Raw genomic sequence first — 18,712 nt, forward strand, 5'->3', positions numbered from 1 at the left:
GGTCGGTTCTGTTAAAACCAGATGCAAATTACAACAATTACTTGTTAAATGTTAAATAATCTTAAAATTCTGTATTAAATAATGTTTATAATTATTTTTTATCAGATCGATTATTTCAATAACTCCAATATTGAGAATATTCTATGAAAAGGTGCTAAGGTGTAAAATCATCCCAAAATAGGGGATTACATGCCAGAATAGAGGTTTTGTAATAGGGGATAAATGGGGAGGGTCAGTGAAATTTATATCTGTTAGAATTAAAAGGAAAGGATGTTGTAAACTGGTTTATCAAATATTTATAATAAAATTAAACCAATTACAAGGAAATTAAAGTCTAGGAAAATTGCATTTAGTCAATAATTAAATCGTTGTCACTAAGTGACGCGTATCACGTATTAATGGTTTAAATCTTCGGTTGCTGGAGAATAACCGTTGCATTATTGTACTTCTCTCTGTAGGTCTAAAATAACTTTCTTTTGTAAGAATAGTCTTTTATTAATTAAGGGAATATACAATCGCACAGCGGTAGATAAAGTTTGTATTTCATCCTCTAAATATGTGCCATGGTCAAAATAGATCATTTCTTTCTCGAGAAAAGTATTCAATTGAGCCTGTGAATCAACATGTATGTGCTCTTTCATCCCAGGGAAATTAACAAGAGTCGTAATTTCCTCTTTTAATTCCTTTTCTGTTGGTTTGAAATTATCCAAATTCTTGAAGATGTCTGTAAATTCTAAGGTTTGGCTCAAAAAGGCCAATTTATCGTAGACATGTTGATTGAAATTAACCTGATGATTTAATTGACTCTCAAATTCTCTTAACGTATCATGGGCTTTTCGAAAATCAAATTCTTGATTAACACTTTTTGCTTTTTGAAAATAATGTTCAAATATTTTTAAGTTGATGGCCTTCAGTTCCTCATCCTTTTGGGTTTCTGCCAATTTTAGTTGCGGAATTAAGTCTTTAGTTTCCTGTTTTTGGTATTTTTTGCCATCATAATCGAATGTTTTCAGTTTGATTTCATTTCGTTGAATAGCCTCCAAAATTGCCACATCCTGTCTTATTCCATTCAATTCATAAGTAAGTTCAGTATTCTCGTCGGTGAAGAACATATTGCTTCCAGTAGTATTCGCATTAAAATCAACTTTACTGAAATCAAAATTAGCAGGAGAATTCAGGTTATAAAAATCATTATAATATTCATCATAATTGTTTTTATTAAAATCTTGAATGTAGGCATCTTTAAATTGGTTAGTTTCCCAATTTATTTGTGGAATTTCTGGATTTCCAGTACCAAATAACCAAGTAGTAACCTTAGTAATTAGCCCTTCTGGATCTTTGATAAGACTAAATGCATCACCAACCTTCTCATTCTCAACTTCGATGTTTAATCTTTGTATTGCCATTACACGGTCTTCTGTACTTGGATGAGAAGCCCATTGGTCCTGAAAATTAACTTTAGACTTGTTGTATTTTATATTGCTTTCTAAATCGATCGATGGAAGGTTATTTTTAATAGGGTATTTATTCTTTTCCGCTAAAAACAAACTTACGCTTTGATGGTCTGCATATATGTTCCTAGGTATGATACTTTCATTTGAACGATCAATATAAAAATTCATAGTCTCGTTTAAGGCAAAGTCCGCAAAACCCAACCGTAATAAAGAGCTACTGCAGGCTTTAGATCCTGCAACATTTGCCGCTATTTCATCTGCATGGAATTCCATCTCCCGAGAAAGCGCCATATAATTAATATTAATGTAATTGTACAGCGCTCTTAATAGAGCTTGTATTCCTCGTATGGAATATAATGGGATAAACATGGGTATTGCTGCAATACTACTGAAACCAGATATGGTACTACTGATGTTATTGACCGATTCATTATTATAAAGCATATTATAAATAACCTGGTTCAGATTATAAACGTAAGATCCAACTTTCATACTTCTTTGCGAAAAGTGGCCAAACTCATGGGCTAATATGGCTTTTAACTCTTGTTTGTTAACTGAGTTAATCAGTCCTAATCCAATTTGTAGGTTTTTACGTATGGGCATAAACATGCTCCAGAAACTGGAATTATAAAATACCGAAGCATTCACATTATACGATAAATAGACTTTTTTAGGAAAATCGGTCTCAACTTCTTGGACAATCTCATTAATCATCTCGAATAATTCAGGTTGATCCGACTCCCGAATCTCAAACATACCCTCTAAACTGTTTTGGTTTGTGGTGAATATGAATTTAAATAAGAAAAACAGGACCATTAAGCCTGATGCCACCAAAGCCAATCCAAATATCCATACATAAACGTTAGGAAAATTTGTAACTATATAAAAGCCAAAATAAGCCATTAAAGCAGTAGCTGCAATGGCTGCAATCACCAAGAGTATGTAAACCAGAATAAATAATACGATAGTAAATAAGGTCTTCTTTACTTGCTTATTAAAGGATTTCGATGTTTGGACTTTCATAAATCTTGTAATGGACTGCTCTTTAAATTTAATTTAAATTTCTATCATTTTATGTCGCCAATTATTATATGTCATAATAAATAGTGAATATTTGATTTTATCTTAAATAACTGCGTAATCAGCAGCTTGAATTCCTCGATAAAAAGCTTCTTCAAATAATGATAAGCCTGATAAATCAGAATGCGCAAAAAAGATCTGATTTCCAATTGGCTTTGTTAAGTCCTTTCGTATGCTACTGCTCAAATAACCTGGTACAGGGGAGATCATACCGTGACCTAACCGATACACTTCAATGGAAGAAATGTGTTTTTCAATTCCATAATGCGCAATAGATAGATCTTCTATGATGAAATCTTTCCATTGTTCTTCCGTCCAATCATACAATTTTTGCCTTTCTTTTTTCAAATCCTTCCCATCTAAACTATGGTAATAACTTAGAACAAATGGACTCTTAAATTGAGCCACACTTTGATGTTGATTGTAGATATAGCCTAGTCCCTTAGCCCCGTAAATTACATTATCCCAAGAAAGACTTTCACCAATACTTGCAGGAAATTCATCAAGCACTATACTTGCTACTAACCATGGGGCATATTGACAATGTTTAATTAATTCTTTCCTTTTTGGAATTAAATATTGATTTACAAACTGCGGACAGCAATTGATTAATTTCTTTGTTGTATAGATTGTTGATTTATTGGTTTTTGAATCATATACATAAACCTTAACTATATCCTTTTCTTGCTCTATTTTATAAGCTAAACTGTTTTTGATGGATGTGGGTTTAGCAATTTCTTTTAATTTTTCTACTAATCGGCCATTTCCTTCTTGCCAGGTTAATACCCGATCATCATTTGGGAAATAATCGTGTTTTCTACTCGAAAAATAATGAATACCAGCAAAGGCTGAACTGTTATTTACCCCTGTCCCAAAGTCATCACGACAGGCATAATTGACGTAGTCAAATAGATATTTAGATGAATATCCTTCCTTTTTCATCCATTCCGCCATAGTGATTTCATCCAGATCCCAGAAATCATGAGCCTCTGATGCAAATAAAGTTGGGATGTCGAATACAAACTTATCATCACGACCTTTAAGACTGCTGAAATGTTGCATTTGGGAAAGGAACCGCTGTGTTTGCTTCAAATCATCTTCTTCTAATCCGTATTCTGGAATTACGCCGGATTGCCAATAATTATGTATAAATAATCGACTCTGAGGGGCAAAGGATAATTGTTCCTCATCAAATATGGGTATTTTATTTGCAGACCAACCAGTAACAATTTTGGCCCTTTCTAAGAAAGTATATAATTCTTTATTAGAGGCGTTAGGGATGGGTAGGTAATGGGCTCCTAGTGGATATTTTGAATGTTTGTTTTCAGAAGATTTTGAGTTACCACCCAGTTTATCTTCCATTTCGATCAAAAGGAAGTCCGATATACCTTTGTTTTTTAATTGATAAGCTGCTGATAAACCAGAAATTCCTCCACCTAATATGAGGTAAGGAATATGAATTTCATCACTTGGTTTTGGGAAGTCAGGAAAGCGTAGTCGATGTCCTAAGATATGATTAGTTCCTGTTAACTTCAGGAATAACTTGTTAGTTCCTCGTTTACATGCTTGGATAAATTGTGTTGATATAGCAAGTAGGACAGAGGCCTTTAGGAAATCCCGGCGGTTCCATTTATATTTTACTCCACTCTTCATCAAAATACCGCACTAATATTTGATTATCCAATCGATTAATTTCAACCGCTCTAGGTTGCATATCCTCGGCAAAATCACTTAATTTCCCCAGATTATAGTCGTAAAACTTAAGGCCACTAACTTGTTGATTTACCTGATTGAAATCTACTTTCTGATCTGGCGAGAACAGACAATATCCCCATTCCCCAAAGGAAGGGACATAGGCATGGTAGGCATGTACTTGTGGGTAAACCGAACGAATCGTTTCATGTATACACCAATATGCCTTTGGGGCATAATAAGGTGATGTAGTTTGGACGGCTATGAGTGTGTTTTCCTTCATCAAGGCTCTTAACCTTTTGTAAAAGGCAGTAGTATATAATTTGCCTAAACTATAATTGGAAGGATCAGGAAAATCAATAATGATAACATCATAGGTATTGTGGTGATCCTGCAACCAAATAAAGGCATCTTGATTGACCACTTTCATCTTTGGGCTATTTAAGGCATCTGCATTGTATTTCCTTAAGATTTCATTAGTCTGAAATAATTTGGTCATTCCTTCGTCCAAATCCACTAATACAATCTCTTCTACTGAGGAGTATTTCAATATTTCCCGAGCAGCTAATCCATCGCCTCCACCCAATACCAAAACATGTTTTGGATCCTTTGCAATAGACATTGCTGGATGTACGAGACTTTCATGATAACGATATTCGTCTTTGGTGTTGAACTGTAAGTTGTTATTGAGGAAAAGCTGATAATTGCCATTATCAGAAGTTAATACGATACGTTGGTAAGGGGTTGAATGCTTGTAAATAATGTTATTGCCATACAGCTTATTCTCCGAATAGGTCAGTAAGTTGTCGGAATATGCGAAAACCCCTATCAAGAAAACTAAGCTCAGAATAGCCTTTATCTTCATAAGAACTGGTCTCTTTAGAAATTTGCTCAAGTAAAAAGCTAAAAAGACGCCTACCGAAACATTTATAATTCCAAACACTAAAGAAGTACCCATGACTCCTAGTTTTGGAATTAATAAAATGGGGAATAAAACGGAAGCAATTAAAGCACCTATATAATCAAAAGCAAAAACATTTGAAACTAAATCCTTAAACTTTACGCGATCCTTTAAGATGTTCATTAACAAGGGTATTTCCATACCACATAAACAACCGGTTAAGAATACAATGAAGTATAAAATGAATTGAAAATGATTGACCTGTTGAAATAACAAGAAAAGGATAACAGAGCTTGTTCCTCCAATAAGTCCAATAAGTAATTCAATCTCAATGAATCGATCAAAGAGATTTTTATGTATGAATTTGGCCAAATAGGAACCGACTCCCATAGAGAATAGGTAGGTTCCAATGATAAAAGAAAACTGCTTTACCGAATCGCCTAATAAATAACTAGCTAATGCACCCGCCACCAATTCATATACCAATCCGCAAATGGCAATGATGAATACAGCTAATAATAGGAAAATGGAAAGATGCTTCTTTCTATCCATGAATGGACGCTGCTATTATAATTGAAATGCCTAAAATAAAGCTCGCGAATACAATCGCCAAAGCCATATTTTGATTCTTTACAATTTCTTGCCATGATTTCTCTGGTGTCAACTTCTCAATAAATAGATAAGCGAGAAGTAAAATGACAATTCCAATAAGTGAATAAATCACGGATGCTGCAATACCTTTGAAAAAATAATCGTAATTCATGTGTTATACTTGTTATTTATGGTTTCCGTAAAATAGAACTGATCTCCTATATGTTCTTGTTGTTCCAGTTTGTGTATGGTCTACTTGTGCATCTAAATCCACAGTATGGTTGCACGGTTGCAAGTGTTCAATATAATATTGAAGACCATATAGCAATAAGCTAAGAGCCAATAAGTAAACAACTAATCCTTTGTGTTTGGCGACTGTCATTCCGCTAACTGTCCCATCAACCGTCAATTTTTCTATAGTGCTTACTTTATTAGAATCAATTAGTAAGATTACTAATAAAATTATTCCAACGATATAAGTCAATATTAAAGGTACATAACTAGCGCCTCCATAAACTAAAGTCACTTGTTCTTCTAATTTAAAAGGACTCGTTAAGGTTTGATTTCCTGAGGTTTCATAAACCATATGATATTTCCCAGGTTTTACTCTGCAAAAATCTATGGTTAAAGCATTGGCTTGATTTTTTGGATTTGTTGCATGTAAAAATGGCCTAAGGACAGTAACCTGGTTGGTTAATTCATTTACTAAACTGATCTGTAAGGTAATATTTCCAATATTAGGTACTGTAAAACCATCATATTTTAATAGTTTAGTTTTTGTACCTTTTAATTCAAATGGTGTAGAAATGAAGCTATTTTGAATTTCACTTGAAGTGAAGGTTTCATTAAATTTTATGGTTTGCTTGACAAAATGTTCTTGATTCAAGAAATAGAATAAAATTGCAGGCAACAGGAATAGTGGCAAAACAATTAGTAAAAATTTTTCTTGAACCATTCTTTGATTGTTTTGAAATGCGTCATATTTAGAAAACAATCTTGCAAAGGCAGTTTTATTCCAGTATTTTCCAAAATAGTATTCCGTTTCATCGTCTATCAGTTCTTTGGATACAAACTTAGAATCATCGTAACTTTTTGAATAGGTGGTTGACTTCGATCTTTTGTCCAAATCTTCAAAGACAAATCCTTCTGCATAAGTCACCTTTGCTGAACTCGATTCTTCAAATTCATAAGTTTGGGTATCCAAGCGTAGTGAATCTGTAGATTCTCGGTCAATTCTCTTTGGATCGATTAATTCTAACTCACACGCATATTCAGGACCCTCGCTTAAATAAATATCTTCCTCGCTGTTTGCCAAACCTACATATTCATTGCTATAAGTGCCTTCATTATCGCGTTGTATTTTCGTAATGATAAAGTAATCTCGATTATGTAAGCTTACTTTTTCATTCAATTCTGGCCACAAGGGATTCTCAGGCAAAGTGAAATTCTTTACAAACACCCAACTATCAGGACTTGTTCCTTTGAAATAAGCATGACAATTCGGGCAAACATAACCCTTATATTCCTGTACTTCGTACTGGAACTGTTGTTGATGACGACATTTAGAACAGGTTATTTGCATCGGTTATCGGTTTACCATGGTTTCATTTAATACCTCCGCCTCAAAATATTTTTTAAAATCTTCACCTAATTGAAAGACCTTTTCTGAATTGTCTTTTAGGTAATTACATAGATATATATCAAGCGTTAGTTGATTGAATTCAGGCCAAGTATGAATACAAATATGAGATTCTTTTAGACAGATTGCTGCAGTATAACCATCCCCATCAAATACATGAGAAGATAGGCCTACCACCTGCAAGTCATAGGCTTTTATACGATCCGTACAAAAAGTCATAAAGCCATCTAAAGAGCATAAGAGCTCCAAGTTGGAAACATGTAAAGTGAGTAATAAATGTTTGCCTGGCTTATATCGTTCAAACATGTTTTAGATTAATAATTTGTCCCTAAAATAAGGAAAAAAATATTATTAGCCATGAAGAAAATAGGTGTAGACCATAGAAGGGATTTGATTTCTTGAACTCAAAAAATCTTGATCACTCAAAGGTTTAATTACTAATCACTTACCGCTAAACACTATTCCATCAAAGATGATAGCTCTGGTTTTGGAATTCCATGGAAGCATAATAACTGTATTTTTCTTTATCCAATGGATAGTCCCAACAACCCATGCGGTGGTAAATTTGGCCTCCGAACCCACTTTTGAATCGATAAAGTCCATACATGGGGTGTGATGGGTCAGCTTGTGGAGATATTCCAAAGAAATCATATTCCGTACATCCTTTTTCCTTGGCTACCTGCATGGCTTTCCATTGTAGGGCATAAGTGGCCATATAATTTCTATTTTCTGTTGCTGAAGCGCCATAGAGGTACGTGCCACGATTTCCTGAAACAACTAAAAACATAGCTGCCAAAGGCGTTTCATCTACTTCAGCTACCAATAAATATACATCTGCTGGAGATTGGGTGTCGTTGGCTCGAGCTGAAAGTACAATACGAAAATATTGAATGTCGTGAAGGAAGAAGTTATTGCGTAGGGCAGTCTGACGATATAATTCATACCAAATATCAAGGCTCTCTAAGCCTAAAGATCTCACTTGAACGCCCTTTCGTGTTGATAAATTGATGTTATAGCGTGTTTTGGGCTTCATCATTCCTAACAATTGATCTTCAGAATTTCTTAAGTTCATGAAAATGGTGTTTGATGGAAGGATATCTGTATTGGCTTTCTTTAAATTCCAATTTTCTGTATTGAAATTATAACGTAGTTCTTGAATACGTTTATCAGGTACCCCAATCCAATTACCATGAATGTCATAACAGTCTTCGTCTTTTGCCCATAGTGATTCCCAAGAAAGATCATACCGAATCATGATGCAGTTTTTAGGAAGATAATGTCGTAGACTTTCGGATAATTGTTCTAAGAAATAGCCCTGATTTTCTTCTGATGGTTCAATTTCTGGCCCGTAAGGAACATAAGCAATGCTATGATCCTGATCAATTGCCTGAGTTATAATCAAGAAATCACCAATGAAATAACTTTCATCAGTAGAATCAGCAAATAGCTCCCGCTTTTTAACCTTAAAATTAAAGGCTAAAGAATCTACACCTTGTAGCTTTTTTACCTCCGACCAATATGCCGTTTGTTGAATGATGGAAGTTTTATATATTTCCTTGATTTCCTTGTCTACTAAATCTGCAATCATGACCTAATTGAACCTTTGTTTTGTCGTATTTTAAATAATTTGCCCAAAATGGACAAACATAGCCAATTTGTTTGAGGTATTTCACCCCATTTGTCATAACTGAGTTAAAAAGCCTGTTTCCTAAATTTTACCTTTATGGTGACCTTACATTATATTACAAACTCACAGAGCATTTCTCTATTATTTCCATGCATCAATTTTTTTTACTTTGTGTTTTGTCTCAAATCTAATAGCGTAGCGGTCTCATATCTCATATCTATTTCATATCTATTTCAAGGGGTTTACTAAGGGTTTACTAAGGGTTTAATAGGGGTTTGTTAGGGGTTAGTTAGGGGTTGGATTCGAGAACCCTTCGGAACTCCTTCGGAACTTGTTCGGATCTCCTTCGGATCTCGTTCGGTTCCGAGCGAACGAGATCCGAACAAGATCCCTATCAGATCCTTAGAAATTCCTTGAGAGTCTCGAAGCAATATGGACGTCATATGGAGTCATTGTCGAACTTAACACGAACTGAAATTATTCTGATTTGAATTCAAAGAATAGATTGAAAAAAGGTGAATTGCATTTTATACCTAAAAGCGAAAGGCTTGAACTAAGCAAGCCTTCCTATTAATTAATTACATGAAAGATTTTAAAAAATTAAATATTCGATCTTTGTTGTGGTAAGGAGGATAAATCAGTTTGGTTATACTCCACTTGCTTTGTTTCATCATTGCTCTTTCGTGTGAGAAAGCTTTAAAACCATAAAACCCATGACAGCTTCCCATACCTGAAGTATTTATACCACCAAAAGGCAGGTTAGGGTTGGAGACTTGCAACAAAACATCGTTAATACAAACACTTCCTGAACTACATGCTTGTGTAATGGAGGTAATGTATTGCTTATTATTACTGAAAATGTACAAAGCCAATGGTTTAGGTTTGTTTTGAATGATATTCAATGCTTCATTGAGTGTTTCAAAGCCAACTATTGGTAATATAGGACCAAAGATTTCTTCTTCAATAAGTCTACTGTTAAGATTAAATAGCTGAACTAATGTTGCAGGGAAAGACTCTTTATCTTCAATGTTGGATTGCCAAAGTATGGTCCCATTGCTTTCATCTAGGTCCCCGATTAAATCTTTTAAACGCTTCAGATGTTTTAAATTTATGATTTTAGCATACTTATTTGGATCCATGTTTTGAGCATCATTATAGAACATCTCCTGACAAGCAATGGCAAATTCAGCTACGAATGCAGGAATCAATTCCTTGGGCATCAGAATATAATCGGGAGCAATGCAGGTTTGACCGGCATTGATTAATTTGCCCCAAGCTATCTTTTGAGCTGCTTCCTTTAAAGGGTAGGTTTTATCAATAAGTACTGGAGATTTACCTCCTAATTCCAAGGTTAATCCAGAAAGGTGTTGACTTGCTGCCTTCATAATTATTTTTCCGATGCTAGGACTACCCGTAAAAAATATATTTGCAAAAGGTAAGTTCAGAAGTTCAGTAGCCAATTCTTTGTCTCCTAATAAACAAGTGACCTCATTCTCTGGAAATGTTTGATGAATAATATCCTTCAATATTTCAGCGGTATGCGGGCTAAATTCAGAAGGTTTTAACACTACGGCACAACCAGCAGCTACAGCAGATAGGAGAGGACTCATGCTTAACTGAAAAGGGTAATTCCATGGCGAAAGGATTAAGGAGACGCCTTTAGGTTCAAATTGTGTCCAATTTTTAGCCAATAAATTAGTTATAGAAGCCGATTTATGTTGTTTATCCATCCATTTTCGAAGATGTTTAATGGCAAAGTCAATCTCACTATATATAAAATATACTTCTGTTATAGCAGCTTCTTTTTCATGCTTTCGTAAGTCCAATTGAAGCGCCAGAAATATAGCCTTCTCCATATGAAGTAGTGTTTTTTTGAGTTTTTTCAATTTGGCTATTCGTTCCTCAACCGTAGTTTTACGAAGTAAATGTTGTTGAACGACTTGCCTATCGAATATTTCCTGAACGCGTATTTCCATTTTAAATGAGCAGCTGTTTTGAAAAATGTTATTTCAGTTCTTTAATCCACGATTTAATAAGATCGACTCCTTCTTGATGTATAAGCGTTCTTGCCAATTCGGGCATAGCGGTACCAGGTTCTGTACTATTCATCCGATAATAAAGGATAGACTTTTCCGGATGGCCAGGAACTAAGTCGTAATCAAGGCCACCGGCACCAGAACCTGCTGAAACCGGTCCTTTGTAATACCCTAAACGAATGGTGTCAGCCTCGATATAGCTTAAGAATAAACCTGTGTTAAAGGCATCTCCGCCAGTTCGATGACAGTGGGCACAATTGATGTCTAAATAGGCTCTTGCTCTTTGTTCTAGACTGTAATTGGCTTTGTCTAGCCAGTTTGGTAATATTTCCACAGACTGTAAATCGGGAAGATTACTTAATTGACCATCTTCTGCTAATTTTGCCAATTGATTTTTTGGTTGTCCAGCTCTTACATAATTCATGTTACGAGCTTTTGGACCTATAGGAATAAGTTTGGAATCCCTTATATGGCATCGCTTGCAATCATTGGTATTAGGTACCATATAATTAGTTTGATGCATTTTCCCATGGTCATCTTTTAAAGAGATCGGCAAGCTTGCCCCTCGAATATGTTTTAAAGCCTCCGTTTGTTGCTCATTCCAAAGGTAATTCATGACCTTCCATTGATGATCGGCAGGATCCTTAAACATTAATCGAGTTTCAATTCGAATTATTTGATCTTCTAGATTTCGATAAGAGAAATTTTTAATGATCATAGTAGAATCTGGAAAATCTAACTCCTCATTATTGATGAATTTCATCTTTTTACCAGCAGGCAAAACAATATAACGGTCCTTTAGGGCATAATCAGTGAATAGGGCAGAGTTAAGGTCATAATTTATCAAATGGTCATTCGGAATTAAATCTGCAAGATTTCCTTTAAAGAAGGCATAATCGGAAAGTTTTTCCTTAAACTGAAACCCAGAGCTAGTTGAAGCCTGTGGCTTCTGCTGATTTAGGCATGCTTGAAGCAAGTAAATCAGCAGGAAGCAACATGCAAGAGCAATACTATATTTTTTCATAGTTATTTACATACAAAAGGCTGCATATTGGTTGATGGTTTCCAATTTTTAGGGTCTTTCACCATCGCAAAATCTGCATTGACAAACATGTTTTCTCCAGGTTGATTTATACACAATTTATCTGGATTAGGGTCTGTACCTTGGGTAAGGATATTACTGGTTACACCATCGTATAAAATGGCTGGTATACGTTTGTTTTTACGGTCTGTTTCCACCACATTTAATTGTTGTTCTGTTGCTATTATTAACTGACCAACACGGTGTTCATAAGCAGGTTTTGGAAATTCTATTCCCATATTAATGGTATTCCCATGGATTTTAATGTTTGAAGGGATGGGGTTGTACTTATCGCTGATTTTTTCTGCAGCTTTATCATCTACAGAAAAACCAGAAGCAATTGTAATGGCTGATGTATTATTATTCTTGATGGTATTATCGAAGATTTCTACATCCGATGTTGCCAAAATGATAACACCACTACCTGGAGAGGCATTCCCAACACCCCAAGAGGTTCCAAAACTGCCCGACTTAGCAAAGTTTTTGAAGTTATTGTCGTGAATATTGTTGTTATAAGCTTTGATTTTACCACCACGTTGAGAAAGATCCGGAAGATCAAAGACTAAGAATCCTGCAGTATTGTTATAAAACTCATTGTTATATACTTCGGCATTGGTGGAATTTTCAATTTCACATCCCGCAACATTCTTTGCTGCTTTGCTATTTCGAACAATTGCACCATTGGTTTGACCAACATATATTCCGGCATCTGAAGCCCCTTCAGCATAACAATTTTCAATTAATACATTGCTGCATAATACGGGGTATATACCATAACCACCACTGGTGGAATCTGCAGTACTCCATATGGCATGTAGCTCACTAATTTTAATATCCTTTCCTTTGTTTATTTTAAGAAGATCACCTTTGGAGTCCCGAATCGCCATTCCTTGAATGCTGAAGTTGGTCACATCGGTTACTCGAATACCTTCACCGCCTTGTTTTTGATCTTTAAAATCCAAAATAGTCTTGGTCGGTCCAGCACCGCGAATGATAATGTGGTTGGCTTGTGCAATACTTAAGGTTTCGAACTTGTAGTTACCTTCTTGAAGAACAATTTCCGTACTATCCTTAATGGACAAAAAAGCTTCTTCAATTTTTTGTTCTTCTCCTGGGCCAAATGTTAATTGATTCCCATAATTACTGCTAGTTGTTGTAGGTCCTTTACAACTAAACATGATGCTGACGCATAAAGCTGTAGCAATTGAAATTCTTTTCATATCTATGGTTTTTGTTTGTTCGTTTATAATAGATTGTAGGCATAAGTCACGTAGTACATGGCGCCAATTCTAGGATTTGCAATACCAGTAGAATAATACTTATTGGTGATATTTGTTCCTCCGATACGGATTCCAGAACGTGCTTTTAAGATTTTATAAGTCACTTGGGCATCGATTACTAGCGATGCTGGCACCGTGCCTTCGCCTAAGCCACCTGCAACTGCATAGTGGTAGCCCGGTTTATGGCGTAAGGTCGTGTTAAAAGACCAAGCTTGTTTTTTGCCAAAACCAGAATTCCCAAATTCAAAATTAACATGATAATTAGGAGTATTGAAGTTATTGATTTGGCTGTTGTTTTTGTTTTTTAGATAGTCTGAGTAGTAATTTACTTTTGTCATGAAGTTCTTTCCTAAGTCGACTCCTAAACTTGCTGCATAGCCATAGGTATTGACTTCTTCACCACCATTAAAGGCGATGTTATATGTCATGTATTTACTTTGATCTTTGAATGCATTCACATCATCAGTACCTGGGGTATTCACCACATTGGCATAACCAATAAAGTTTTTCCAAGTTGAGTAATAACCTAACACGTCAACCAAAATGCGATTGGAAATAACCGTTGCATAGCCCAATTCAAAAGCGTTTACAGTTTGAGGTTTGATATCATCGTATTCAAAACGTTTTAATTTCGTTGCATCATTCGTTTGTTGGTATTCTTGTACACTCTGTAAAGTGTATGGTGGAAATTCATTGAAATGATAATGGTCATTCAACAATAAGTTGGAACCACCAGAGGAAAAGCTGTTATAACCATTCATGGTGTTTTGTAAAGCTTGAATATTGGAAGGAAAACTATAGGCATTTTGATAAGAGAAGCGCCAATAATTTTGTGGCATCATTTGGTATACTGCAGATGCTCTTGAGGTCACCTTAGGCTTTCCAAATAAGCTGTTTTTATCATAGCGGAATGATGTATTTAATGTTAGCTTTTCTTCTAATAGACGTTTTCCTAATTGGATGTAAGCACTGTATTCATTTACTTTTATCGGTTTGTCCTTGTCAGGGAATAAGGTGTTCTTGGAATTTAGGTTATATAATCGCCAATTAACGCCGGCAATGACATCCATAAATGAGATTAATTTATTGAAGTTATATTGGAATTCGGTATTGTATAAAGATGATCGATCTAAGAATAAAGTTCCACCCTCTGAAATTGGTGTTTGTGAGATTTTATCTTTTAGGGTATTAAAGCCTTCAGAACCTTCTAGTAGACGACCTTGATCGGCAAATTGTCTAGCCGCTATATGTGCGTCTTGTTCTGAGCTTCCTGTTGCCAATGCAGTCAAGAAAGCTTCTGTATATTCCGGATACCAACCACCAGTTGCACCATCATAACTAACTTTCCATGCTTCATTAATTAATTGAGCAGTAGGTCCTGCAATTAAGGTGTTACCTGAATTCTCTTGCGTGGTATAAGTACGTAAAAACCAATCTTCTGATTTTAATTCTAGACGATACTGTCCAACCTTAAAATCATTGATTTGATAGCGGGTATCATTGGTGTAAACTATGTTCCCGGTACCAAAAGTACCCGATGCAATTGCCTCGAGATTATTGTTGATTCGGTACCTTAGTTCTGCATTTACCTTGAATAAATTGGCGTTATTATCTAAGTAACCAAATTCAGGATATCCAGTCCTAGCAACGTAGGTCGGTTTAGCAAGCATAGGTTCGATCAAAGGTTGTAAGGCAGGATTGCCCATCATAGCGGCATACATGAATGGGTTAATGTCTGTACTTGTTGCACCCCCATACAAATTGATGCCATTGTAGTTGGGGTCTGTATCGGGACCACCAGGACCATTTTTATTGACGGTGGAATTGGCGACCCAATCGTTAGCTTTCGTGTATTGCGCATTTATCTTATAGGCAAATTTATCATTGATGCTATTGGCGTACCGAATGACATAGTCATAAACAGGTGAAGCATCTACCGGATCATTATTCCTCTTGCTGTTAATATGATTGACACCTTGCGTGACTAATACACTTAATCCCTTGTACTTAAATGGATCCTTACTTGTCATAATCATGGTTCCATTTAATCCTCTAGAGCCATAAAGCGCAGAGGAGGCACCTGAAAGTAATTCAATATTATCTACATCCAATTGCGTTAGACCAATAACAGAACCTAAAGGGAAGTTTAGACCGGGCGCTTGGTTATCCATACCGTCCACCATTTGTGTGAAATTCGTATTACCAGAGGTGTTGAAGCCGCGAGTTGTAACGGAGGTAAATCCTAAACTTGAAACCGTAACATCTACACCTCGAAGACCCTGAATCATATCCATATAATTCAATTGAGGCGAATTCTGCACATCTTTAGCGGATAATTGTTCTATGGTAACAGGTGAGGAGAGTTTGGTTTGCACAGACCTACTAGCCGATACCACAATTTCCTGAGCCAATGTCGTTGCCGGACTTAAAGAAATCTGTATTGGGTTGTTGTTTTCAACTTTGATTTCTTGGCTGTCATATCCAATGGCAGAAATCAATAAGGTAATTGGGTAAGCTTGGGAGCTATTTAATTGAAATTGTCCTCGGTCATTGCTGTAAGTTCCTTCTCGAGAACCTTTGATTTTAATGGATATGGCCGAAGCCGGTTCCTGGGTGATTTGGTTTCGAATGACCCCTTGAATATGCTGCTGAGCATGGGTCGCTCCAATAGCAAATAAAAAATAGGCCACCAGTAGATAGGTAATTTTTCTCATGGTTATTTGGTTTATAATTGTTTATTAGCAATAAACAAGCTTTCTTTTACCAGATACTCTTTACCTTGGGATTGGGCTAGGTTAATTTTTTATTCCGTCAAAAATTAAAGTTACAAGGGTCTTGATATCTTTAAGGCTTTGAGTATAATCTATATTTTGCTCTCTCTTGAGAATCGCTTGTTGTTCAACATTATGCTTTAGGGCATCTGTAAAATTGATCAGAACGGAAGCTACTTCTTGGGGATTTTTCATGTTGATTTTCCCTGCTTTAACAGCATCGCTTAATAGACCAGTGAGGAATTCTTTTTCGCGACGCATTAAGGCATCGTAGAGTTCAAAAAATCGAGGAAGTAATTTGGTTAATGTTTCTACAGAAACGCGATTCATATTTAACACCTGTGTATAATAATTGAATCGTGATTCAAGATAAAAACTGATGCATTCCTCAATCTCATCCTTAGCCGTCGTTGTCTCCTGAAGGGTGCTGATGTATTTTTCTCCCTCTCGTAAGGCGACCTCTATAAAGATGTCTTCTTTATTTTTGTAATAGTAATAAAGTGATGTCTTATTTAGGCCAACTGCTTTAGCTATGTCTTCTAAGGTGGTCTTGTCCAGTCCGTAACGTTCGAAGCAGTCCATCGCGGCCTGTTCAATTTTACTTTTGATTCTTTCCCGTTTATTCATTGGTTATCTAAAGTTAAGATTAGTTATTCATTTTTCAAACATTTTGTTGAAATATTTGAAAAATAGTATATGTTAAGCTGTATCGTTCTGATTGTCAGTGGTTATACTGGCTATATACTAAAATGAAGAAAATAAAATTGTTTAGCAAATGAAATTTAGGCTGCTTTTAACTCAAATTTTCGACTTTAGGCTAATTTAGGTGTAATTGTTTGCTGTTGGGTAAAATTAACTGTTTTTACTAATAAACTGCCCTGCTTGTTTTCCTGTAAAGATACATCCCCCTAAAAAGGTTCCTTCCAAAGCATTGTACCCATGCATTCCACCACCACCAAATCCTGCAGCTTCTCCTACCGCATATAGACCAGCAATGATTTCGCTATTCTGATTAAAGGCTTGACTATTTAAATTCGTTTCAATTCCACCAAGTGTTTTTCTTGTCAAGATGTTTAAACGGACAGCAATGAGCGGAAAGTGTTTTTCATCTAAGATTTTATGGGGTTTGGCAGTCCTTGCAATTTTATCCCCTAGGTATCGACGGGTATTTTGGATGTAATTTATTTGAAAATCTTTGCAGAAGGAATTATCTAATTGGGAATCGCGTTCTTCAATTGTCTGCTTTATTTGATTAAACTTCAATAAATTATTTCCACTTAGCTTATTCATTTTGTCTACTAGTTCTGTCAATGAATTACTTGTAATAAAATCTACGCCATGCTTTTTGAAATCCTCAACGGGTCCTGTTGCTTCCTTTCCAAACAAACGTTTTAGAAGTAGGCTGTAATCCTTATTAGTAAGATCTGGATTTTGTTCTGATCCGGATAAGGCGAATTCTTTCTTGATAATGGATTGAGTTAAAATAAACCATGAATAACTATGTCCAGTTTGCTGAATGTGTTTTAAAGTTGCTAAGGTGTCGAAACCCGGATAGAATGGGGCAGGAAGTCGATTTCCTAAAGCATCCAACCAAATGGAAGATGGGCCCGGTAAGATGCGGATACCATGATTAGGCCATATTGGATTCCAATTGCGCAATCCTTCTGTGTAATGCCACATGCGATCTTTATTAATAATATGAACGCTAGCATTTTCTGCTATTTGGAGCATTTTGCCATCTACATAGGCTGGTACTCCACAAACCATATTGTTTGGCGGATTTCCCAATCGAGCAGGCCATTGTTTTTTTACCATTTCTAAATTAGCCCCAATTCCACCTGTGGCAATAACGAGATGACCCGCTTCAAATAAAAAATGATCTACAACCTCACGGTTACTAGCCATTCCGCGCTCTTTATGATCTTCAGCTAGGATATTTCCAGATATGGATTTGACTTGATTTCCTTCAATTTTAATATCGGTAACCTGATGTCTGAATTTGAATTCCAATAGTCCTTGAATTTCCATTTCTAGGGCATGGTCTACAAATGGTTTTATTACTCCAGGCCCTGTTCCCCAGGTAATATGGAACCTTGGAACAGAATTTCCATGTCCAAAAGCTTGACCAGCACCTCTTTCTGCCCAACCAACAATAGGGAAGAACTTTAAGCCTAATTTACGAACGTAGTCGTATTTTTCCTGATAGGCAAAGTTTACATAGGCATCTGCCCATTGTTTTGGCCAATAATCCTCCGGACGATCGAAATTAGCTGATCCTGCCCAATCTTGTTTTGCTAAGGCCAGTGAATCTTTTACACGCAATCGCCTTTGATGAACAGAATCCACGAAAAACAAACCTCCAAATGACCAATATGCTTGACCACCTAAATTCTGTCGACCTTCTTGGTCCACAATAATCACTTTCTTGCCAGCCTTCGTGATTTCGTAGGCTGTTACTAGACCTGATAGTCCACTTCCAATAATGATGGTGCTTGCGGCTTTCATGTAATTTAAGATTTATATTTGGTTGAATTCTCAAGCAGTTTTTCAATAGACACTC

Annotated in this window: 13 protein-coding genes; all 13 read right to left on the reverse strand. The window is 35.9% G+C overall.

What is annotated here, in order from left to right:
- Positions 1 to 437: 437 nt before the first annotated feature.
- Positions 438 to 2,477 (reverse strand): M48 family metalloprotease, encoded by a 2,040-nt coding sequence (locus ACP6L2_RS03695; RefSeq protein WP_440507947.1) that lies wholly within the window; start codon positions 2,475 to 2,477, stop codon positions 438 to 440.
- Between the two features lie 102 nt (positions 2,478 to 2,579).
- Positions 2,580 to 4,187, reverse strand: coding sequence for an NAD(P)-binding protein (locus ACP6L2_RS03700; RefSeq protein WP_440507948.1), 1,608 nt, complete (start codon positions 4,185 to 4,187; stop codon positions 2,580 to 2,582).
- Positions 4,165 to 5,679 carry a polyamine aminopropyltransferase gene (locus tag ACP6L2_RS03705; protein ID WP_440507949.1) on the reverse strand — a complete coding sequence of 505 codons (1,515 nt, stop codon included), beginning with the start codon at positions 5,677 to 5,679 and terminating at the stop codon, positions 4,165 to 4,167. Before ACP6L2_RS03705 ends, ACP6L2_RS03700 begins: the two co-directional genes overlap by 23 nt.
- Positions 5,672 to 5,890 carry a DUF350 domain-containing protein gene (locus ACP6L2_RS03710; protein ID WP_440507950.1) on the reverse strand — a complete coding sequence of 73 codons (219 nt, stop codon included), beginning with the start codon at positions 5,888 to 5,890 and terminating at the stop codon, positions 5,672 to 5,674. The genes ACP6L2_RS03705 and ACP6L2_RS03710 overlap by 8 nt, the downstream gene beginning before the upstream one ends.
- Positions 5,891 to 5,902: 12 nt before the next feature.
- On the reverse strand, positions 5,903 to 7,300 hold the full coding sequence (locus ACP6L2_RS03715) for a DUF4178 domain-containing protein (RefSeq protein ID WP_440507951.1): 1,398 nt from the start codon (positions 7,298 to 7,300) through the stop codon (positions 5,903 to 5,905).
- 3 nt (positions 7,301 to 7,303) lie between these two features.
- Complete coding sequence (locus tag ACP6L2_RS03720; protein WP_440507952.1) at positions 7,304 to 7,663, reverse strand: S-adenosylmethionine decarboxylase family protein; 360 nt, start codon at positions 7,661 to 7,663, stop codon at positions 7,304 to 7,306.
- Positions 7,664 to 7,823: 160 nt separating this feature from the next.
- Complete coding sequence (locus ACP6L2_RS03725; protein ID WP_440507953.1) at positions 7,824 to 8,945, reverse strand: lipid II:glycine glycyltransferase FemX; 1,122 nt, start codon at positions 8,943 to 8,945, stop codon at positions 7,824 to 7,826.
- Positions 8,946 to 9,562: 617 nt separating this feature from the next.
- On the reverse strand, positions 9,563 to 10,960 hold the full coding sequence (locus tag ACP6L2_RS03730; protein WP_440507954.1) for an aldehyde dehydrogenase family protein: 1,398 nt from the start codon (positions 10,958 to 10,960) through the stop codon (positions 9,563 to 9,565).
- Positions 10,961 to 10,988: 28 nt separating this feature from the next.
- Entirely contained in the window at positions 10,989 to 12,044 is a 1,056-nt protein-coding gene (locus ACP6L2_RS03735) for an SO2930 family diheme c-type cytochrome (RefSeq protein WP_440507955.1), read from the reverse strand.
- A gap of 2 nt (positions 12,045 to 12,046) precedes the next feature.
- Positions 12,047 to 13,321: a parallel beta-helix domain-containing protein gene (locus ACP6L2_RS03740; protein WP_440507956.1), complete on the reverse strand. Its 1,275-nt coding sequence runs from the start codon at positions 13,319 to 13,321 to the stop codon at positions 12,047 to 12,049.
- 23 nt (positions 13,322 to 13,344) lie between these two features.
- Positions 13,345 to 16,095 (reverse strand): TonB-dependent receptor, encoded by a 2,751-nt coding sequence (locus ACP6L2_RS03745; protein ID WP_440507957.1) that lies wholly within the window; start codon positions 16,093 to 16,095, stop codon positions 13,345 to 13,347.
- Between the two features lie 81 nt (positions 16,096 to 16,176).
- Positions 16,177 to 16,779, reverse strand: coding sequence for a TetR/AcrR family transcriptional regulator (locus ACP6L2_RS03750; RefSeq protein WP_440507958.1), 603 nt, complete (start codon positions 16,777 to 16,779; stop codon positions 16,177 to 16,179).
- 225 nt (positions 16,780 to 17,004) lie between these two features.
- Positions 17,005 to 18,657 (reverse strand): FAD-binding dehydrogenase, encoded by a 1,653-nt coding sequence (locus ACP6L2_RS03755; protein WP_440507959.1) that lies wholly within the window; start codon positions 18,655 to 18,657, stop codon positions 17,005 to 17,007.
- Positions 18,658 to 18,712: the final 55 nt, after the last annotated feature.

This window comes from Sphingobacterium lactis (genome assembly GCF_051951495.1).
Taxonomy (GTDB): domain Bacteria; phylum Bacteroidota; class Bacteroidia; order Sphingobacteriales; family Sphingobacteriaceae; genus Sphingobacterium; species Sphingobacterium lactis_A.